The sequence below is a fragment of the Actinosynnema mirum DSM 43827 genome (genome assembly GCF_000023245.1).
Classification (GTDB): Bacteria; Actinomycetota; Actinomycetes; order Mycobacteriales; family Pseudonocardiaceae; genus Actinosynnema; species Actinosynnema mirum.
On sequence record NC_013093.1, the window covers coordinates 3728749 to 3748171 of the forward strand.

The 19423-nt window shown below is 73.9% G+C and carries 15 protein-coding genes and 2 pseudogenes; 7 read left to right on the forward strand and 10 right to left on the reverse strand.

Annotated features, from left to right (window positions below; genetic code table 11):
- Positions 1-31: 31 nt before the first annotated feature.
- Together AMIR_RS15990 and AMIR_RS15995 are read left to right on the forward strand one after the other, a co-directional pair.
- Complete coding sequence (locus tag AMIR_RS15990) at positions 32-1240, forward strand: glycosyltransferase (RefSeq protein WP_015801999.1); 1209 nt, start codon at positions 32-34, stop codon at positions 1238-1240.
- Positions 1241-1622: 382 nt separating this feature from the next.
- Positions 1623-2648, forward strand: a complete 1026-nt coding sequence (locus AMIR_RS15995; protein ID WP_015802000.1) for an SDR family oxidoreductase — start codon at positions 1623-1625, stop codon at positions 2646-2648.
- A 78-nt stretch (positions 2649-2726) separates the two neighbouring features.
- On the opposite strand, the gene AMIR_RS16000 is transcribed toward AMIR_RS15995, so the two are convergent.
- Together AMIR_RS16000 and AMIR_RS41105 are read right to left on the reverse strand one after the other, a co-directional pair.
- Positions 2727-3191 (reverse strand): DUF4383 domain-containing protein, encoded by a 465-nt coding sequence (locus AMIR_RS16000; RefSeq protein ID WP_015802001.1) that lies wholly within the window; start codon positions 3189-3191, stop codon positions 2727-2729.
- A gap of 181 nt (positions 3192-3372) precedes the next feature.
- Positions 3373-3993 carry a TetR/AcrR family transcriptional regulator gene (locus AMIR_RS41105; RefSeq protein ID WP_041836789.1) on the reverse strand — a complete coding sequence of 207 codons (621 nt, stop codon included), beginning with the start codon at positions 3991-3993 and terminating at the stop codon, positions 3373-3375.
- A 43-nt stretch (positions 3994-4036) separates the two neighbouring features.
- Between AMIR_RS41105 and AMIR_RS16010 the strand changes: the two genes are divergently transcribed.
- Positions 4037-4612, forward strand: a complete 576-nt coding sequence (locus AMIR_RS16010; RefSeq protein WP_041836790.1) for a cytochrome P450 — start codon at positions 4037-4039, stop codon at positions 4610-4612.
- A gap of 28 nt (positions 4613-4640) precedes the next feature.
- Complete coding sequence (locus AMIR_RS16015) at positions 4641-6047, forward strand: flavodoxin domain-containing protein (RefSeq protein ID WP_041836791.1); 1407 nt, start codon at positions 4641-4643, stop codon at positions 6045-6047.
- Here AMIR_RS16015 and AMIR_RS16020 read toward each other — a convergent pair.
- Positions 5953-6930 (reverse strand): annotated as a pseudogene (locus AMIR_RS16020) (RNA polymerase sigma factor); the annotation flags it as partial. The gene AMIR_RS16015 and the pseudogene AMIR_RS16020 overlap by 95 nt on opposite strands.
- A gap of 236 nt (positions 6931-7166) precedes the next feature.
- A complete protein-coding gene (locus AMIR_RS16025) occupies positions 7167-7799 on the reverse strand; it encodes a class I SAM-dependent DNA methyltransferase (protein WP_015802004.1) in 633 nt (210 codons plus the stop codon).
- Positions 7800-7913: 114 nt separating this feature from the next.
- On the opposite strand from AMIR_RS16025, the pseudogene AMIR_RS37285 reads away from it, so the two are divergent.
- Positions 7914-8683: pseudogene (locus AMIR_RS37285) on the forward strand (Na+/H+ antiporter NhaA).
- Here the strand turns inward: AMIR_RS37285 and AMIR_RS16040 are convergent.
- On the reverse strand, positions 8668-9243 hold the full coding sequence (locus AMIR_RS16040) for a dihydrofolate reductase family protein (RefSeq protein WP_015802005.1): 576 nt from the start codon (positions 9241-9243) through the stop codon (positions 8668-8670). The pseudogene AMIR_RS37285 and the gene AMIR_RS16040 overlap by 16 nt on opposite strands.
- A gap of 86 nt (positions 9244-9329) precedes the next feature.
- On the opposite strand from AMIR_RS16040, the gene AMIR_RS16045 reads away from it, so the two are divergent.
- Positions 9330-9944, forward strand: coding sequence for a TetR/AcrR family transcriptional regulator (locus AMIR_RS16045; protein WP_015802006.1), 615 nt, complete (start codon positions 9330-9332; stop codon positions 9942-9944).
- A gap of 251 nt (positions 9945-10195) precedes the next feature.
- Here the strand turns inward: AMIR_RS16045 and AMIR_RS16050 are convergent, their stop codons facing one another.
- From AMIR_RS16050 to AMIR_RS16070, 5 genes are all read right to left on the reverse strand, one after another.
- Positions 10196-11881 carry a DUF4832 domain-containing protein gene (locus AMIR_RS16050; RefSeq protein WP_015802007.1) on the reverse strand — a complete coding sequence of 562 codons (1686 nt, stop codon included), beginning with the start codon at positions 11879-11881 and terminating at the stop codon, positions 10196-10198.
- A gap of 809 nt (positions 11882-12690) precedes the next feature.
- Positions 12691-13785: a winged helix DNA-binding domain-containing protein gene (locus AMIR_RS16055; protein ID WP_041837865.1), complete on the reverse strand. Its 1095-nt coding sequence runs from the start codon at positions 13783-13785 to the stop codon at positions 12691-12693.
- Positions 13786-13873: 88 nt separating this feature from the next.
- The gene (locus AMIR_RS16060) at positions 13874-14626 is read right to left on the reverse strand and encodes an intradiol ring-cleavage dioxygenase (protein ID WP_015802009.1); all 753 of its coding nucleotides are present in this window, start codon (positions 14624-14626) and stop codon (positions 13874-13876) included.
- Between the two features lie 177 nt (positions 14627-14803).
- On the reverse strand, positions 14804-16198 hold the full coding sequence (locus tag AMIR_RS16065) for a glycoside hydrolase family 43 protein (protein WP_015802010.1): 1395 nt from the start codon (positions 16196-16198) through the stop codon (positions 14804-14806).
- Between the two features lie 7 nt (positions 16199-16205).
- Entirely contained in the window at positions 16206-17579 is a 1374-nt protein-coding gene (locus AMIR_RS16070) for a glycoside hydrolase family 10 protein (protein ID WP_015802011.1), read from the reverse strand.
- Positions 17580-17908: 329 nt separating this feature from the next.
- Between AMIR_RS16070 and AMIR_RS16075 the strand changes: the two genes are divergently transcribed.
- On the forward strand, positions 17909-19225 hold the full coding sequence (locus AMIR_RS16075; RefSeq protein ID WP_015802012.1) for a glycoside hydrolase family 6 protein: 1317 nt from the start codon (positions 17909-17911) through the stop codon (positions 19223-19225).
- Positions 19226-19423: the final 198 nt, after the last annotated feature.

A 19423-nucleotide genomic window follows, 5' to 3' on the forward strand; every position in this document is an offset into this window, starting at 1 on the left:
GCGCGGCGGGCCCCAGCACGGAGGAAGACAGTTGCGCGTTCTGTTCACCGTCACCGGGGCCCCGTCGCACGCGCACGAGATGCTCGTGCTCGGGCGCGCGGTCCTGGACGCCGGGCACGAGGTGCTCGTGGCCACGGCCCCCAGCGCCGCACCGGGCCTGCGGGGCAGCGGTTTGCCCTCGGTCGAGGCGCTGCCCGACCAGGCGAGGTTCTGGGTGGAGCGGCTCGGGGGCGTCGTGCCACCGGCCAGGCCGGGCACCGACTACCCCGGCGTCGACGCGATCGTCGACGTCATCGCGGGCAGGCCGCTGCTGCGGGAGGCGCTGGCCGGGCTGCGCCCCGTCGTCGACCGCTTCCGGCCCGACCTGGTCCTGCGCGACGGCATGGAGCTGGCCGGGCTGCTCGTCGCGGAGGAGCGCGGGCTGCCCTGCCTGACCGTCCCCTCGGGCACGACGAACCAGCTCGACCCGGCCGCCGTGCTGCCCCGGCTCAACGAGCGCCGCGCCGAGCAGGACCTGCCCACCTCGGCCGACCCGCTCAGCGCGCACCGGCACGGCCACGTCGACTGCCTGCCGCGCGAGTACTCCCTGCTCGGCGTCCCGCTCAGCCCCTGCCTGGCCTACCGGCCGCCGTCGCCCGAGGGCCGGTCGCTGCCCGCGTGGCTGGCAGACCTGGACCCGTCCCGCCCGCTGGTGTACGGGGCGGTCGGCATCGCGCTGGCCGCCACTTGGCGCCGCGACGACGTGACCGCGCTGGCCGCCGACCCGGTGGAGGCGCTGAGCGGCCTCGTGGCCGCGCTGTCCGAGGTGGACTGCGCCGCGGTGGTGTCCACCGGCGGCATCCCGGTCGACCGCGTCCCGCCGGGCGCGCCGCACGTGCGCGTGGTCGAGCGGGCGCCCCAGCCGCTGCTGCTGGAGTGCGCGCAGCTGTTCGTCACCCACGCCGGGGCCAACAGCGTGCGCGAGGCGGTGCGGGCGGGGGTGCCGATGGTCGCCGCCCCGCTGTTCGGCGACCAGCCGCACAACGCCGCCAGGGTCGCCGCGCTGGGGCTGGGCGTGCGGGTGGTGGACGGCTCGCCCGCCGACCTGGTGGACGCCTGCCGGACCGTGCTGGCCGATCCCGGTTTCACCGCCAGGGCGCGCCACGCGCGCCGGACCGTGCTCGCGCTGCCTCCGGTGGGCGAGGTGGTGACCCGCCTGGAGCAGATCGCGGAGGCCGCGCGGAGCGTCGCGGCGGTGTGACCGCGCGGGCCGTGCGGGGTGCCGGGTGTCCGGGTCCGGGGCGGACGGCCGCGTGCTGGATGGTCGTGCGCTGGACGGCCCCGCCCTGGTCGGTCGCGTGCTGGACGGCCCCGCCCTGGTCGGTCGCGTGCGGGTCGGTCGTGCGCTGATCGGACTGCCGAGGTCTAGGGCCCGCCTCCGACCCGGACCACCCGCCTCCGACCCGGACCACCCGCCTCCGACCCGGACCACCCGCCTCCGATCCGGACCACCCGCCTCCGACCCGGACCACCCGCCTCCGATCCGGACCACCCGCCGTCCGCGCGGACCATCCCTCCGGGACGCGTGGACGGCCTCCCGCCGGGTACCCGCCGCATTTCACGATCCGGGACGGAGAGGTCACATGCCCAGGAGGTTGGCGGAGCAGGTCGTCGTCGTGGTGGGCGCGTCGTCGGGGATCGGGCGGGTCACCGCGCTGCGGTTCGCGGCGGCGGGGGCGCGCGTGGTGTGCGCGGCGCGCAACACCCGCGCGCTCGACGGGCTGGTCGAGGAGGTCCGGGACGCGGGTGGGCCTGCGGTCGCGGTGACGGCGGACATCGCCGACGAGGCCGCGGTGCGCGCGGTCGCCGAGGTGGCGGTGGAGCGGTTCGGGCGGGTGGACACCTGGGTGAACGCGGCCGGGATCGGCGTATACGGGCGGGTGGAGGACACCCCCGCCGAGGAGTTCGACCGGGTGATGCGGGTCAACTACCTCGGGCACGTGCACGGGGCCAAGGCCGCGCTGCCCGCGCTGCGCCGGGCGGGCGGAGGAGTGCTGATCGGGGTCGCGTCCGTGCTCGGGCTGCGCTCGGCGCCGCTCCAGGCCCCGTACGCGGCCAGCAAGGCGGCGGTGCGGGCGTTCTACGACGCGCTGCGGGTGGAGCTGGCCCACGACGGCGAGCCGATCGCGGTCACCGCCGTGCTGCCCGCCGCGATCAACAGCCCGTTCTTCGAGCACTGCCGCAGCCGCGTCGGCTCGCTGCCCGAGCCGCCGCCTCCGGTGTACGCGCCGGAGCTGGTCGCCGAGGCCGTGCTGCGCGCCGCCGAACGCCCCCGCCGCGAGGTGCCGGTGGGTGACGCGGCGCTCGCGTTCTACCTGGGGCAGCGGCTGTTCCCGGCGCTCACGGACGCGCTGATGTCGGTGCGCGCGGTCGGCCGGTCGGGGATGCGGTCGGAGCTGCCGGACAACGGCGTGGACAACGTGGACTCGCCGGTGGACGAGGACGGGCGGGTGCACGGGTCGTATCCGGGGCGGGTGCTGGAGTCCAGCCCGGTGACGGCGCTGCTGGCTCGGGCGCCCAGGCCGGGGGAGCTGGTGACCTCGCTGGTGAGCGGGGCGCACCGGGTGACGGGGGCGGTGCGGGACGGGGTGCGCGCGGCCCGGTCCTGAACCCGCGTGACTCGCCCCCCCTGGAACGCGGACGGGGGCCGACCGGGATTCCGGTCGCCCCCCGTCCCCGGTGGCGGGTCAGTCGTCGGACTGCGCCGCGCGGTAGTGCGCCGCGTTGCGGCCCAGCGCCGCGCCGAGGCCGATCATGCCGACGGCCAGGCCGAGGTGCAGCCAGTTGTCGGCGGCGTTGAAGGGCACGAAGTTGGCCGTGCTGTGCTCGTCCACGACCACGCCGTACAGCCACAGCACCGCGTAGATCGCGCCGCCGCCGATCAGGAACGCGCGGGCCCCGCGCGGGGCCTTGGACAGCCCGGTGGCGATGCCCGCCGCGCCGAACGCGAGGTGCACCAGGTTGTGCAGCGCGGAGACCTTGAACACGCCCAGCAGCGCGGCGTCCGAGTGGTGGCCCGCGAACGCCAGGTCGTCGTAGTCCGTGGTCAGGCCGGGGACGAACCCGGCGATGCCCACCAGCAGGAACACCGCGCCGACCGCTAGAGCGGCGTTCTGCACCGGGGTGCGGTGGCGCGTCGTCGTGTCGGTCATGCCTGCCTCCAGGGCGCAGGTGTGTCCGGACGTCCGGGCGGCTGCCCGGTGCGCGCGGCTACCCGTGCCCGCCGGGGGATAAACGATCTCGGCCGCACCGTGGTCCGAACGGGGCACCCGCCGCCGCGAGCGGCTCGACCGCCCAGCCGGTCGAGCCCCGCGCGCCGCGGGTGCGCGGGGCTCAGCGGGTCAGGGTCGCGAACATCACGGCGAACTGGTCCAGCGACGCCCTCGCCAGCTCCCCGTCCCGGTGCGAGAACCAGGACGAGGCGACCCCGTCCAGCACCGACACCACCAGCTCCGCCAGCAGCGCCCGGTCCACCGAGTAGTCGAACCCGGCCTCCTCGGCGAGCCGGTCCAGGTGCGCGACCGCCTTCGCGACGTACTCGCGGTGCTGCCACGCGGGCAGCTCGCGCAGCTCGGGCTCCTGCCGGGCGAGGGTGACCAGCTCGCCCAGCACCAGCTCCGCCTCCGGGTCGGCCTGGAACGCGGTCCAGAACGCGTCCAGCATCGTGCGGACGTTGTCCACGGCGGGCAGGTCCGGCGAGATCGACGGCCACGCCGCGTCCAGGCTGGTGTTCAGGCCCGTGGTGAGCAGCGCGGTGTGCAGCTCCTGCTTGGAGCGGAAGCAGTAGTGGAACGCGCCGTGCGGCATGTCGGCCTCGGCGCAGATCGCGCGCGTGGTCGCGGCGGCGATCCCGTCGCGCTTCATCACGCGCAGCGCGGCGGCCACGAGCTGCTCGCGCCGCACGGCCGCGCTCACGTGCTTCCGGCCCGCCCTGGCGTCCTGTGCCGTCGACATGGGGTCATCCTCACAATCTGGCCATATGACCAGGTCGTTTGACTTGGTCACTTGGCCAACTCTTCGGCCCCAAGCCCCTGCCCCTGGTGGGAACCTGCTCGACGTCCTCACCTCGGACCTGGACACCGACGTCGACTTCCTCGACCGCTGCCACCGCGAGCACGGCGGCATCGTCGCGCTGACCTTCGCCGGGCAGCGCCAGGTCTTCGCCTCCAGCCACGAGCTCGTCGCCGCGCGCGCCGCCCTGCCCGCCGGGGAGCGGCCGGACGACCTGCTGGAGCGGATGCTCACCTCCGCCGACCCGGTCACCGGGGGGCGGCTGTCGGCGCGGAGCGTGCGCCACCAGCTGGCCACGTTCCTGATCGCCTGCCACGAGACCACCTCCGGCCTGCTCTCGTTCGCCGTGCACCGGCTGCTGGCGCACCCCGATGTGCTGTGCAAGGCCAAGGAGGCGGTGGACGAGGTACTCGGCGACCGCGTGCCGGGGTTCGCGGACCTGGCCCGGCCCGACCACCTCGGGCAGGTGCTGCGCGAGACCCCGCGGCTGCTGCGCCCGGCCGCGCGCCGATCGGCCGAAGGCCGCTGTTCCCGTTGCCCGGCAAGAGGAACCGGCTCCTGAGGTCATCGCGCACGGCGCACCGCTGCACGTGTTCTACGGCTTCAACGGCGGCAGCGGCGAGGACCTGGCGCGCACGATCGCCGGTGACGGGACGGCGCGCGGCCGGGCGGTTTCCGTCGCGCCCCTTGACGACGCGGTGCGCGCGCTGCCCACCACGGGACCGGTGGTGATCGTCAGCTCCTCCTGCAACGGCGCCCCGCCGGACGACGCGGCCCGCTTCGTGCGGTGGCCGACGCAGGACGGACCCGATCTGTCCGGAGTGGACTGCCTGGTGCTCGGCTGCGGCAACCGGGACTGGTCGGCCACCTACCAGCGCGTGCCCACCCTGATCGACGAGGCCATGGCGGCGGGCGCCCGGCGGCTGCGCGAGCGCGGGGCCACCGACGCCCGCGCGGACTTCTTCGGCGACTGGGAGCGCTGGTACGAGCCGCTGTGGCCGCTGCTGTCGGCGGAGCGCGGGGTCGAGGTCGGGCGGGTGGGGCCGCGCTTCCGCGTGGTCGAGTCCGACGCGGCGGAGGGCCTCGGCGACCTCGCGTCGGCGGTCGTGCTGGAGAACCGGGAGCTGGTGCGCGGACCGGGCGCCGGGTCCAAGCGGCACCTGGAGCTGCGGCTGCCCGAGGGCACGGCCTACCGCACCGGCGACTACCTGTCCGTGCTGCCGCAGAACCACCCCGACCCGGTGCGGCGGGCGGTGGCGCGGCTCGGGACGCGCGCGGAGCGGGTCGTGACGGTCGAGTCGGGCGCGCCCACCGGGCTGGTGCCGGTCGGGCGGGCGCTGCGCGTGGACGAGCTGCTGACCCGGTGCGTCGACCTGTCCGCGCCCGCGAGCGCCGGGGTGGCCGCGGGGATCGCGTCACCGCCGGAGTCGTTCCGCCCGCCCGCCGACACCGCCGTCCCCGTGGTGCTGATCGCCGCGGGCACCGGGATCGCGCCGTTCCAGGGCTTCCTGCGGGCGCGGGCCGCGCTCGGCGGCGAACCGGGCCCGGCGCTGCTGCTGTTCGGCTGCCGGGGGCCCGAGCTGGACGGCCTGTACGCGGAGGAGCTCGCCGGGCTCGGCGACTGGCTGGAGGTCGACCGGGCCTACTCGCGCCACCCCGACGGCGACGTCCGCCACGTGCAGCACCGGCTGTGGCAGCGGCGGGACCGGGTGCGCGAGCTGGTGGACGCCGGCGCGCGTGCACCTCTGCGGCGACGCGACGCGGATGGGCCCCGCGGTGGAGGAGGTTCTGGCGCGCATCGGTTCCGGCGCCGGGTGGCTGGACGCGCTCCGCGCCGAGGGGCGGTACGCGACGGACGTGTTCTGACGGCTCGGACCGAGGGGGCGCGTGCTCCGCGCCCCCTCAGTCCAGGTAGCCCTCCAGCCCGCGCGAGCGCGCCGGGTGCTGCAACTTCGCCATGGTGCGCGACTCGATCTGCCGGATGCGCTCCCGCGTGACCCCGTACACCCGCCCGACCTCTTCCAGCGTGTGCAGCACCCCGTCCGGGAAGCCGTACCGCATCCGCACCACGCCCGCCTCGCGCGGCGTCAGCGTGTCCAGCACCGCCCGCAGGTCCGCCGACAGCAGCGCCGAGCTGACCGCCTCCAGCGGGGCCACCGCGTTCTCGTCCGCGATCAGGTCCCCGATCGAGGTGTCGGCCTCCGCGCCGATCGTCTGATCGAGCGACACCGGCGTGCGCGCGTGCTGCCGCAGCTCCACGACCTTCTCCGGCGTCACGTCCAGCTCGACCGCGACCTCCTCGGCGGTCGCCTCGCGCCCGTTGCGGTGCAGCAGGTCCCGCTCGACGCGCGCCAGCTTGGTGACGACCTCCACCATGTGCACGGGCAGCCGGATGGTGCGCGACTGGTCGGCCAGCGCGCGCGTGATCGCTTGGCGGATCCACCAGGTGGCGTAGGTGGAGAACTTGAACCCCTTGGCGTAGTCGAACTTCTCGACCGCGCGCACCAGGCCCAGGTTGCCCTCCTGGATGACGTCGAGCAGCGCCATGCCCTTGCCGGTGTACCGCTTGGCGATGCTCACCACCAGCCGCAGGTTCGCCTCCAGCAGGTGGTCCTTGGCGCGCTGCCCGTCCCGCACCACCCGCCGCAGCTCGATCGGCCGCCGCGACCCGCGCGCCGCGGGCGGCAGGTCCAGCAGGTGCTCGGCGTACAGGCCGGCCTCCACCCGCCTGGCCAGCTCCACCTCCTGGTCGGCGGTCAGCAGCCGCACCCGGCCGATCGCCTTGAGGTAGGCGCGGGTGGAGTCGGCCGCGTTCGCCGCCTCCGCGTCGCGGCGCAGCGTGGCCGCCAGCTTGATGTCCTCGTCGGTCTCCCACGTGAAGGCCTCGGTCACGCCCCACCGCCGAACCGGGCGGCGCGCGCGGCGGCCGTCCGCGGAATAACCAATCCACAACCCATGATCGTGTGCCGCTCCTCCTGGGAACTGCCCGCGCCGATTCGGCGCGCAACACGCAGGAGTTCCACTGTACCCATCGCGGGGGCGTGCTCAGGGAAGTGGAATGTCACGGTCGGGGGTTTTGACAACCGCCGACCCGGCGTGCGCGACTGGGGTTCGGGTCAGGGGGCGGCGGGTGCGCGGACCAGCAGTTGCGCCTGCTGGAAGCGCTCGCCGACCTGCGGTTCCCGCACCATCCCGGCCACCTCGGTGAAACCGCTCTCCCGCAGCAGCGCCAGCAGGGCGTCGGGGGACCAGCGGTAGGCGGTCACGACTTTGTGGTCGAAAGCCCGCGGTTCCGGATCGTCGCCCGCGAAGAAACCGAGCATGAGGTGACCGCCCGGTTCCAGCACCCGGTGGAACTCGGCGAGCACGGGCGGGAGTTCGGCGGGCGGGGTGTGGATCACCGAGTAGAACGCCAGGATTCCGGCGAGGGAATCGTCGGGGAGGTCGAGCTGCGCCATCGACCCCTCGGCGAACTCCAGGTCCGGGTTCGCCTCGCGGGCGATGGTGATCATCGTGGGGGACAGGTCGACGCCGAACGCGGACAGGCCGAGCGCGCGCAGGTGCGCGGTGAGGTGGCCGGGGCCGCAGCCGAGGTCCGCCACGCGGGCGCCGGGGCCGAGGAGTTCGGCGAACGCGGACAGCAGGGCGCGTTCGAGGGGGAGGGACTTGAGGACGTCGCTGAACAGGTCCGCGTAGCGGTGGGCGACGGCGTCGTACGCGGCCCTGGTGGTGGTGGAGGTGTCTGGCATCGCACGACCCCAGGGCAGGTGCGCGGGTACGGTGGTGGCTCGGAATTCGGTGCGAGCGGGGGAGGTCCGGCGCGCGTTCGCCGTGCCCCTCGTGCTGCTCCGGAGACCTCACCCATGTCCGTCCTCGCGCGGACCACCTCCGCCCTGCGCTCCTCCGACGCGCTCGGCGGCTTCCTGCTCATCGCGGCCACCGCCGTCGCGCCGCTGTGGGCGAACTCGCCCCTGTCCCACTCCTGCGAGGCCCTGACCTCCCACCCGCTCGGACCGCTGACCGTGCGCGCGCTGCTGCCCGTGGGGGCGGCCGTCGGCGGGGTCGTGGCGCCCGTGCTGCTCTTCCTCGCGGTCGCCGCGCCCAGCGGTGCGGGCGCCGGGTGGGGCGTGCCGGTGGCCACGGACATCGCGTTCGCGCTGGCCGTGCTCGCGGTGGTCGGGCGTCGCTGCCCGCCGCGCTGCGCGCGTTCCTGCTCACCCTGGCGGCCGTGGACGACGTGTGCGCGGTGCTGGTCATCGCGGTCGCCCGCACCTCGGACCTGGACCTCCTCGCGCTCGCGGGCGCGGCGGTGGGGCTGGTGGTGTTCGGGCTGCTGATGCGCGCCCGCCCGCGTCCCGGTGAGGCGCAGGACCCCGCGCGCCGGGCCGAGGAGGCGCTGCGGCCGTTCAGCGCCGGGATCGCGCTCCCGGTGTTCGCGCTGACCTCGGCGGGGGTGTCGCTGTCCGGCGTGGAGGGGTTCACGGTCTCGCTGCTGATCGCGGACCTGTCCTACCCCGGCGGCGCGGCCGGGGCGGAAGCCGCCGTCCTGCTCGCGTCCACCTCCGCCGCCCTGCTGGCCGGTGCGCTGCCGGCCCGCAGGGGGCGGTGGCACGCCCGTCAGGCCGGGCGGTAGGTGGTGACCACGCCGCCGTGGTCGAACGCGCGCACGTCCACCGGCGTGAACGCGCGCGGGGCGAAACCGGCGCGGAACAGCGGGGTCCCGCCGCCCGCGACCACCGGGTAGGTCTTGACCACCAGCTCGTCGATCTCCGGGAGCAGCTGCCCGGCCAGGTCCGCGCCGCCGCACAGCCACACGTCCAGGCCGTCCTCCCGCTTGAGGTCCCGCACCAGGCCGACCGGGTCGGCGCGCACCAGGGTGACGGCCGGGTCGGCGGTCTCGGGCAGGGAGCGGGAGACGACGTGCTGGCGCAGGTGCGCGTACGGGCTGGTGACGCCCGCGTCGAGCGCGGGCTGGTAGCTGCCCCGGCCCATCAGGACCGTGTCGTAGCGCTTGTTCGGGGTGTCCAGGGGCATCCCGACGAGCGGGCGGACGTGGGTGGGCGTGGTCTCGGGGTACTCGGCGCGCAGGTGCTCGACCATCGGCTCGGCGGTCGGGTAGAAGTCGTACTCGCCCTCCGGGCCCGCGATCACGCCGTCGATGCTCGCCGCGATGAAGTACACGAGCTTGCGCACGGGCTTCCCCCTCGTCTCGACCACTACGGTCGTAGTACTCTGCTTGAAGTGGTTTGGACCGTAGTACTACGTTTGGAGTGGTGTCAATGGCGCGACGCAACCCGGAGCGGCGGGCGGCGCTGCTCGACGCCGCCGTCGAGGTGCTGGCGGGCGACGGCGCGCGGGGGCTCACGTTCCGGGCGGTCGACCAGCGGGCAGGCGTGCCCGCCGGCACCGCGTCGAACTACTTCGCCGGGCGCGCCGAGATCCTCACCGGGGCGGGCGAGCGGGTCTACCAGCGACTGCTCGACCAGGCCCTGCTGACCGAGACCCTGGACGGCCCGCGCGACCGGGCCCGCGTCACCGAGCTGACGCACGCCCTCGTCGACCGCGTCTCGGCCTTCCCGACCGGTTTCCTCGCCCTGCTGGAACTGCGCCTGGAAGCCGCCCGCAGCCCGGAGCTCCGCGAGGTCCTGACCGCCCGCGTCCGCGCCGACCTGCGCTTCAACGCCGAGCACCACGCGGCCTCCGGCCTGCCCGGCGACGGCACCACCGTGGCGCTGCTGTGGCTGGCCCTCAACTGGCTGGTCCTGGAACGCCTCACCCTCCCGGACCTGCTGACCGACGACCAGCGGCGCGACCTCGTCACGGCGCTGGTCGACCGGCTGCTCGCGGGGCAGCCGGAGCGGGCCGTCGACCCGTTCGGGGAGAGCGGAAGATGAGTTAACCGGAAAGGGGATCGGCGCTAGCGCCCGAGGTCCGGGGGATTCGCACCGGCGATTTCTGCGGGTCATTCGGGGAAACGTTGCGGAACGCTTTTTCGGCGTTACCGAGAACGCCTCGCCGACCTCGGGAGGACGGCGTTGGCGGTAGGAAAGGCCGATCGCGCGGTGTCAGGGTCCGCGCCTGGGCCACGAGGGCGAGCAGCGCCCGGCGGAGCCGCTCGTCCTCCGTGGCGCGCCCCGTGGCCGCCCTATGACACCGTGATCGTCTGCTTCAGGTCGGTCAACCCCGTCGCCGCGTCCCACAGGCCGGTGTTCGCCGTCTGGATCGAGTACTCCGGGCGGCCCGGCAGGGCCGGGTCGGCCAGTTCCAGCAGGAGCGCGTACGTGCCCGTCGCGAGCGACGGCGGGATCTGGGCGTCCTGAGCGATGGTCCGGGCGCCGGGCAGCCAGGTCCGGGGGTCCGCGGTGAGCGGGAGGCGGGTGAGGGCGCCGGTGGTGGTGTTGCGCAGCACCAGGTTCACGGTGCGCTGGTTCACCGCCGCGGCGTAGCCGTCGTTGGTCAGGTTCACCCGCACGGGCAGGGCGGCGCCCCTGGTGGTCGTCGTGGGGAACACCGAGTCGCGCAGGGTGAAGCGGTAGCCGAGCTTGGTCGTGACCTCCGCCAGGCAGCCCTGCGCCGACCACGCGCGCAGCACGTCCTGCTGGTAGTCGGTGTTCAGGTACGTCCAGTGGAAGCGGGACAGCTCGGCGGTCGCGGTCGGGCAGTCGGTGCGGGGCGGGTTCACCGCGCAGGTCTCGCCGCCCATCGGCAGCGACCTGGTCTCCGCCTCCAGGTACGGGTGCTCGGTCGCCGGGTCCTCGTAGGTGCCGAAGTCCGTGTCGCTGGCCAGGAAGCAGTCGTTGTGGTGGCCGACCCTGGTGTTGCCGCCCGCGTACAGGGCCCGCTTGAACTTCGGCGTGCGCAGCTGCACCGCCCGGTTCGCCGGGAGCGCGGTCAGGAGCTTGTCCACGACCGCCTTGCGGTTGGCCTGGTCGGTCGCGGAGACGACGCCCGCGTTGCCGAAGTTCCTGGTGTAGTACCACTCGCCCCACGCGCCGACGAACCCCGCCTGCACCACGGCGGTCACGTCCGCGTTCGCGCGCAGCAGCGGGGTCAGCTGGTCGATGTGCGCCAGCACCCGGTCCTTCGGCGCGTCCTCGCCGGACTCCGAGGCGGTGTAGGCGAAGCGCAGCACCAGCTTCACGCCCGCGACCCGTGCGGCGTCGAACTGGCGCTGCAGGCGGTCGAGCGCGGTCTGCGCGATCGGCGACGAGCGGTACTCGGCCAGGTAGAACACGCACATCGCGAGCGTGATGCCCTGCTCGGTGCGGTGCTTGCGGAGCGCGTCGGCGGAGAGGTCGGCCTTGTCGCAGTCGCCCGTGTGGTGGTACAGACCACGCTCCGGGTTGGGGACGTTCGCGGTCGACGGCTGGTAGGCGACCGAGCCGCCCGCGCCCCCGGTGTAGGTGTGGGTGACCTTCGCCGAGGTCTCCACGGGGGCCTCGACCTGGAACACCACGTCGACGTCGTTCGGGCTCGCCTGCTCGCCGAGGTCGGCCCGCTCGACGGTCCACCGCGCGATGCTGCCGGACGAGGTGAACGGCACCGCGCGCACCTGCGTCCACGCCCAGCCGCCCCCGTTGTGGCGGTAGAGGGAACCGTTCTCCAGCAGGTAGTCCGCCCCGATCCCGCCCTGCGCGTAGCCGGTGGCCGCGCTGCGGTCGGTGTCGACGTAGACGCGCGAGAACGCGGGCGTCCCGGTGCGGCCGACCTCGAAGGTGACGGTGGTGGCGGTGCTGGTCACGGTGGGACCGGTGATGGCGGCGCTCGCGGGGGCCGCGAGGACGCCGGTGGCGGCCACGGCCACCACCAGACCCGGCACGATCTTGGGCACGCGTGTTCTCCTCGGTTGGCAGGGGAGCCCATTGAAGCGCGATCGGGCGCGGTAATCCACAGTGGACTAGGGGTTGACGCAGGTCGGCGCGGGTGTCAGGAGACCCCTCAGGTGGGGGGTGGGCGGAACGCCCTCCTCGGCTCGCTCATGGTGGCCGGGGTCGCGTGGGCCGTTGGACGCGCTGGTGGTGTATCGGCGAGGCTGATAGGCCCTGCTGGAGTCCGTTCGCCATTCGTCGTGCGGAGAGGCCCGGTGGTCGCTGGCGCGTGTGCCTCGTGCGGAATCGGGCCTAGCGTCTGGAATCGGAGTCAGGCGGACAATGCGCAACGGGCGGCCCCGGTGGGCCGCCCGTTGGCGAATCCGGAACCGCGTCAACGGTCCCGACACGTCCCGCCTGACGCGGACTCCCGCGGGGGAGTCCTCTCGGCGGGGTGGCCGTGCTGCTCGCAGGCGTCTCGGCCGCCCCGCTGGTCAACCCGTCAGAAAGGTCGTGATGTGAGGACGATAGGACGCCGTGGTCGGCGAACGCCATCCCGGAGGGGCATATGCGCGCCGACCAGCCGCCGTGACGCGCCGGGCGGAGGGCCGCTGCTTCGCCTGGGCCGATCGGTTCTGACTAGCTGGGCCGTAGTTCTGCGGCTGCTCGTCGTGCTGGGGGCGCTGGTGGTGCTGGTCCTGCTCGTGGTGTCGGCGTTGCCCGCCAACTCGACCGTGGAGATCGGGCCGCTGCGCATCGCCCGCACCCAGCTCGGCTGACCGGTGACCGGGGGCGCCCGCCGAGCGGTGCGGCGCCCCCCCACCGGCCTGGTCTAGCCCGCCGCGAGCGCGTCGTGACCGCCCGCGCGGGCGACGTGCTCGATCTCGGCTCGCAGGGCTCTCGGGTCCGGGTGGGGGTGGCCGGGGAACGGGGTGACGGTGACGGTGCGGTCGTCGATGGCCCAGGTGCCGGTGATGCGGCCGTCCACCACGACCACCGGGGAGATCCAGCCCGCCGCCCGGCTGACCAGGGGGCGGTGCTCGGGGGCGAGCAGGGCGGGGTCGGCGGTGCCGGGGCCCAGGACGTGCTGGTCGAACGGGCCGAGCAGGCGGACCGACGTGGTGGGTTCGGTGGTGGCGAGGCCGTCCGCGTGCTCGGCGAGGAGGTGGGTGGTGCGGCCTTCGACGTCGACGGTCACCAGGCGGTCGCCCAGGTCCGCGAACCACTTGCGCAGCACCGGTTTGCGCAGGGCGCCGCGCAGCAGCCAGGCGTCGAACGCCTCCGGGGTGGCCGGGCCGTGCGCGCCCAGGTAGGCGGTGATCACGCGGGGGGCGGCTTCGGCCGGGTCGGGGAGTGCTCGCCACGGCGGGGCGGTGAACGCGACCCGGTTGCCCTCCGGGGGCGCGTGGCGCAGGACCCCTTGCCAGGACAGGGTTTTCAGCAGGGCGCCCCAGGAGGAGCGGAGCTGGTCGGCGAGGGCGGTGAAGCGCGGGTCGGCGGCGAGCGCGGTCGCCAGTTCTTCGCGGGACAGGGTTCTCCCGTCGGCGAGCAGCGCGCCGACCGCGTCGGCGAGGGCGGCGACCTGGGCGGGGGTCGCGCCGAACGCCCTCTGCCAGGACGGGCGCTCCCAGGTTCGTGCCGAGGCGAGCAGGGAGAGCACGTCGGGGGCGGTGTCGGGGCGCAGCAGGTGCAGGGTGCCGCGCGCGGCCCAGGTCTTCACCAGCGCGCCGGACACCAGGTCGCGCGCCACCTCGCCCGCGGCGCCGGTGCGCGTCGCGACGGCGAACTCGGCCGCCGACGCGACCTGCGCCTGCACCCCGCACAACCGCTCCACGACCTCCCCGGCGGTCACGGTGGTACGCGGGTCGAGGAACTGCCTGCCCAGCCGCCACGACCGCACCTGGTCCCAGGTCACCGACACGCTCATGGGCGGGAGCATAGGGGCGCAGGCGGGGCAGCCAGCGGCGGACCGGCGGCGGGGTGCGCTGTCCGCCGCCGGTCCGCCGCCTTCCCGGCTAGTCGGGCGCCCCCACGCCCGTGTCCGACAGGTCCAGCCCGATCGCGAAGTTCGCCGCGTACCCGGCGCTCGTCGAACCGGTCGGCTTCAGCAGGAGTTGGCTGCCGCCCTGGGCGTAGATGCCGTCGCGGGCGTTCGTGGTGTCCGGGGTGCCCTTGGTGTTGTACGGGGGCTGCTTCAGGTACGCCGCCTTGAAAGCCTCCTCCAGGTACAGCTGCGAGGTGAACTCGTACGCGCCGCCGTTCGCGCCCGTCGTCCGGATCTTGAAGTGGTGGTGGATCGTCCTGCCCCGGTACCAGCCGGGCAGGATCGTCACGAACCTCGCCAGGCCCGTGCTGTCGCTGACCTGGTGGCCGCGCAGGAACTTCCGGCCGCTGGAGCCCTCCGACGGGATGTCGGAGTACAGGCCGAGCGCGTCGCACTGCCACAGGTCCACGACCGCGCCGGGGAGGGGGCGGCACGTCGCGGACTGGATCTGGAGCACGGTGAAGGAGAGGGTGAGGGGGATGCCCGGGGAGAGCGCGCCGGTGGACGGGTCCGACCTGATGTCGGAGCGGTTGAGCTTCTCGTCCACGAAGTACGGGCCCTCGGTCTGGTCCGGGCGGGCCACGCAGTCGAGCTCGGGGGTCACCTCGCCGGGAGCTGCGGAGGTGGCGCCGGCCAGCGTCAGGGCTGCGCCTGCGGCGCCCAGGAGGGTCAACGCCTGGCGCCTGCCCAGCAGGGTTCCGATCGGTTCGTCGTCGTCGTGCACGTCCACCTCGCTGTGGGGTCGTGGGTGTCAGTCCGGAACCGCCGAAGCTAGGGAGCGAGGCTGGGCGTTCGATGGGTGTTCGATATGAGGAACTTGTGTGAACAGCGGTGAAGGTCGGCGAAAGCCGACGCGCGCCCCCGTGCGGTGCAGGCTCGCCTGCGCCGCACGGGGGAGTGGTCACGCGGTGAACCGCCACCAGTCGACGTTGAACAGGTAGCCGCTCCCGCCCGCCGCCCGCAAGTACAGGTCACGCGTCCCGGTCAACCCGCTCACCGAGCAGGACACCGTGGTCCAGGTCTGCCAGCCGCCCGTGCCCGGCGCGGTGCAGCGGCCGGCCACCGGGCCGGTCGGGCCGTCCGTGCGCAGCTCCAGCGCGCCGCCCGACGTCGCGGAGGCGACGCGCGCGGTGAACGTCCGGGCGCCCGCGCCGAACGCCAGCGAGCGGACCTTGACGTGGTCGCCGTTCTCCAGGTGGCTCAGGTTCATGCCGCCCTCGCCGGACACCTCGGTCTCCACCCCGCTGCCCCACGCGATCGTCTCGCCCTCCTGCCGCGCGTACGGGTTCAGCGTGTCGGCGGGCGGCGGGCCCGAGGTGGACATGCCCGTCCTGGGGATCGTGCCGTCCGCGTTGTAGGTGAACCTCTCCACCGCGACCGACCTGGTGTAACCGCCGCCGCCCGGCAGGGCGCCGTTGTGGTAGAACAGGTACGAGCCGCCCTTGTAGTCGATCACCCCCGCGTGGTTGGTGAAGCTGCTGCCCTGCGTCGGCATCACCACGCCCCGGTACGTCCACGGCCCGGTGGGCGTCGGCGCGGTCGAGTGGGCGAGGAACTCCGAGCAGCACTGCGCGGCGAACACGTTGTAGTACAGCCCGCCCCGCTTGTAGACCCACGGCCCCTCCTCGTAGAGGGTGGGGCGCTGGGCGTTCCCGGTGCGCGCGCCGTACCCGGCGGTGGTCAGCGGGATCTGCGCGGGCGCGCTCGCCAGCGAGACCATGTCGGGGTTCAGGCGCGCGTGCCACAGGTTCGGGTTGCCCCAGTACAGGTGCGCCTGGCCGTCGTCGTCGATGAACACCGACGGGTCGATCTCGCCGTTCTCCGCCAGCGGGCGGCCGATCGCGTCGCGGAACGGTCCGGTCGGGCTGTCGGAGACCCCGACGCCGATGGCCATGCGCCCGGTCGCCCGGTTGACCACCGGCACGTACCAGTAGAACCTCCCGTTCCGCTCCACCGCCTGCCCGGCCCAGGCGTCCTTGCTGGCCCACGCGAAGGTGCCCACGTTCATCGGCGAGCCGTGGTCGGTCCAGTTCACCATGTCGGTGGTGGACCAGACCCGCCACTCCTTCATGGTGAAGTAGGTCGAGCCGTCCTCGTCGTGGCCGGTGTACAGGTAGAGCCGTCCACTGTGGACCAGGGGCGCCGGGTCGGCGGTGTAGACGTGCTGCACCACCGGGTTGTCCGCCCTGGCGGGGCCGGCCGTCACCGCGCTGAACGCGGTGACGGCCAGCGCCAGGACCACCAGCGCGACCAGGCCGCTCCTGGTGCGCCTCGTGGGGTGGGTCGTGGCGCGCACGGCCGCCTCAGCTCGCCGCGCAGGCCGGGGAGAGACCGGCGGCGCTCCCGGTGCCCTGGAAGCCGAACTCGGTCGACTGGCCCGCCGCGACGGCCCCGTTGTAGGCGACGTTGGTCCAGTCCACCGTGCCGGACGTGCCGCTGCCGCTCGCGCTCCACGAGCCGGTCACCGACGTGCCCGACGGCAGCGCGGTGGTGACCTTCCAGCCGTTCAGCGCGCTCGACCCGGCGGTCACCTTGACCGTGGCGACGAAACCGCCCTCCCACGAGTTCACCGACACCGACGCCGTGCAGCCGCCCGGCTGCGGCGGGTTCGTCGTGGTGGGCGGGGTGGTCGGGGGAGTGGTGGTCGGCGGGGTCTCGCCCGGCACGGTCGTGCCGCCCGCGTTCAGCGCGTTCAGCACCGAGGTGTAGGCGGCCTTCTTGTTGCCGCTGCCGTCGAACAGCAGCGGGTTCTCGCCGCCGCGCCACGAGTCGGTGTCGCGGATGCCCCACACGGTGATGCCGGTGCAGCGCGGCACGGCCAGGCACGCGCGGGTCACCGCGCCGAAGGCGTTGGCCTGGTTGGAGCCCGCGATGTCCAGCTCGGTGATCTGCACGTCCACGCCCAGGTCCGCGAAGCGCTTGATGTTGGCCTGGTAGTCCGACGGCGCGTTGTTCGTCAGGTGCGACTGGAGGCCCACGCAGTCGATCGGCACGCCGCGCGACTTGAAGTCCCGCACCATGGTGTAGATCCCGGTGGACTTCGCGTTGATCCCGTCGGTGTTGTAGTCGTTGTAGCACAGCTTCGCGGCGGGGTCGGCCGCGCGGGCGGCGCGGAACGCGGCCTCGATCCAGTCGTTGCCGGTGCGCTGGAGGTTCGAGTCCCGGCGGCCTCCGGAGCCGCCGTCGGCGAACGCCTCGTTCACCACGTCCCAGGAGTGGATCTTGCCCCGGTAGTGGGTGGCGACCTGGGTGACGTGGTTGAGCGCGGCCTGCCGCAGGGCTGACCCGCTCAGGCTCTGCGCCCAGCCCGGCTGCTGCTGGTGCCACAGCAGGGCGTGCCCGCGCACCCGCTTGCCGTTGCTGAGCGCCTGGTTGAGGATCCGGTCACCGGCGGTGTAGTTGAACTGGCCGCGGTTGGGCTCGGTGGCGTCCCACTTCATCTCGTTCTCGGCGGTGACCGAGTTGAACTCGCGGTTCAGGATGTTCACGTAGGTCGAGTCGTTCAGCCTGCCCGCCGCGACGGCCGCGCCGAAGTACCGGCCGGTCTGGGCGGCTGCGGCGCCCAGGGTCGTGGCGGCGCTGGCGGGGGTGCTCACGAGCAGGGTGGCTCCGAGCGCGGCGGCCAGCGCCACCGCGCCGAACCCGGCTCGGGACACTGACCTCGATGTCAGCTCCATCTTCCACACCTTCCGAGGACCACCCGGCGCGCCGTGGTGGTGGGGGACGGGAACGGGGCGGCGAGCAGGAGTCTGGCATTTGATGTGCGCGTTCACAAGAAGACTTTTGCCGCTCCCCTGCCGCAGTGGGCCGAACGAGGTAAAAATTTCGGGGAGCGCTCCCAACCTGCACGTCAAGCCGGTGAGTCGGTGACCTGGTATTTGGCCGGGGAAATGATCGAGCTAAAGATAGCGCTAACAACTTTAGCTTTCCGGTGAGCGCGTTGACGCCCGTTGTCCCCGCCTGGTTGGGTCCGACTCGGGCGAGACGCACCGCGAGAGGGAGCTCAATGGCGAGTATCGGGAAAGCAGCAGCGTGCGCGTTCTCCGCCGCGCTCGTGGCGGGCGCGGCCGTCCTGGTGACCGGGGGCGGGCAGACCGCCACCGCCGCCGACTCGGCGTTCTACACCGATCCGGGGAGCTCCAGCGCGAGGTGGGTGGCGGCCAACCCGAACGACTCGCGCGCGGCGGTCATCCGCGACCGGGTCGCCTCGGTGCCGCAGGCGAAGTGGTTCACCACCACCAACACCTCGACCGTGCGCTCGGAGGTCAGCGCCTTCGTGGGCGCGGCGGCCTCGGCCGGGAAGATCCCGATCCTGGTCGTCTACAACATCCCCAACCGGGACTGCGGCGGCGCCAGCGGCGGCGGCGCGCCGTCCCACCAGGCCTACCGGGCGTGGGTGGACGAGGTCGCGGCCGGGCTCGGCGGACGACCGGCGTCGATCATCCTGGAACCGGACGTGCTGCCGATCATGTCCAACTGCCAGAGCGCGGACCAGCAGAACCAGACCAAGGCGTCGATGTCCTACGCGGGCCGCAAGCTCAAGTCCGGCTCCGGGCAGGCGAAGGTCTACTTCGACATCGGCAACTCCGACTGGCTCGCGCCCGCCGAGGCCGCGAACCGGCTGCGCGGGGCCGACGTGTCCGGCAGCTCCGACGGCATCGCCAGCAACGTCTCCAACTACCGCGCCACCCAGGCCGAGGTCTCCTACACCAAGGCGATCCTGAACGCGCTGGGCGACGGCAGGCTCAAGGCCGTCATCGACACCAGCCGCAACGGCAACGGGCCGCTCGGCAGCGAGTGGTGCGACCCGCCCGGTCGCGCCATCGGCACGCCCAGCACGAAGAACACCGGCGACTCGCAGATCGACGCCTTCCTGTGGGTCAAGATCGTCGGCGAGGCGGACGGGTGCATCGCGAGCGCGGGGCAGTTCGTGCCGCAGCGCGCGTACGACCTGGCGGTCGCGGCGGGGCCCGTGCCCACGACGACGACCACCACGCCGGGGGGCAACCCCGGCGGCGGCTGCGCGGTGACGCACCGCGTGGTCAGCCAGTGGAACGGCGGGTTCACCGGAGAGGTCGTCGTGGAGAACAGGGGGCCCGCGATCTCCTCGTGGACCCTGGAGTTCTCCGCGCCCGGTGTGACCGTCACGCAGGGGTGGAACGGGACGTGGACCGACACCGGCGACGGGGTCCGGGTCGTGAACACCGCCTGGAACGGAGCGCTCGCGTCCGGCGGACGGGTGACCGCCGGGTACAACGCGAACTACGGTGGCGGCGCACCGCCGTTCTCGTCGCCGACGCTGAACGGCGCCGCCTGCTCGTGACTCCGCCCCACCCCCGCGACCGGCGCCCCGCCCCTGGCTCGTCCCAGGTGCGGGGCGCCGCCGCGCCTCCCGGCGCGCAGGGGCCGCCGGGAGCGCCCGGCGGGTCGGCGGAGCCGCGCGACGTCCTCCGCCGACCCGCGCCGGGCCCCGAAGCCCGTCCGTGACTGCGGTCTTCTCCCAGCGGCCCTGATCAGTCAT

Excerpts from the sequence above, each read along its gene's own strand:
- AMIR_RS16000 (WP_015802001.1), bottom strand. The coding sequence starts at position 3,191 with ATGACCGACACGACGACGCGCCACCGCACCCCGGTGCAGAACGCCGCT.
- AMIR_RS41105 (WP_041836789.1), bottom strand. The coding sequence starts at position 3,993 with ATGTCGACGGCACAGGACGCCAGGGCGGGCCGGAAGCACGTGAGCGCG.
- AMIR_RS16025 (WP_015802004.1), bottom strand. The coding sequence starts at position 7,799 with ATGCCAGACACCTCCACCACCACCAGGGCCGCGTACGACGCCGTCGCC.
- AMIR_RS15995 (WP_015802000.1), top strand. The coding sequence starts at position 1,623 with ATGCCCAGGAGGTTGGCGGAGCAGGTCGTCGTCGTGGTGGGCGCGTCG.
- AMIR_RS16045 (WP_015802006.1), top strand. The coding sequence starts at position 9,330 with ATGGCGCGACGCAACCCGGAGCGGCGGGCGGCGCTGCTCGACGCCGCC.
- AMIR_RS16055 (WP_041837865.1), bottom strand. The coding sequence starts at position 13,785 with ATGAGCGTGTCGGTGACCTGGGACCAGGTGCGGTCGTGGCGGCTGGGC.
- AMIR_RS16075 (WP_015802012.1), top strand. The coding sequence starts at position 17,909 with ATGGCGAGTATCGGGAAAGCAGCAGCGTGCGCGTTCTCCGCCGCGCTC.
- AMIR_RS16070 (WP_015802011.1), bottom strand. The coding sequence starts at position 17,579 with ATGGAGCTGACATCGAGGTCAGTGTCCCGAGCCGGGTTCGGCGCGGTG.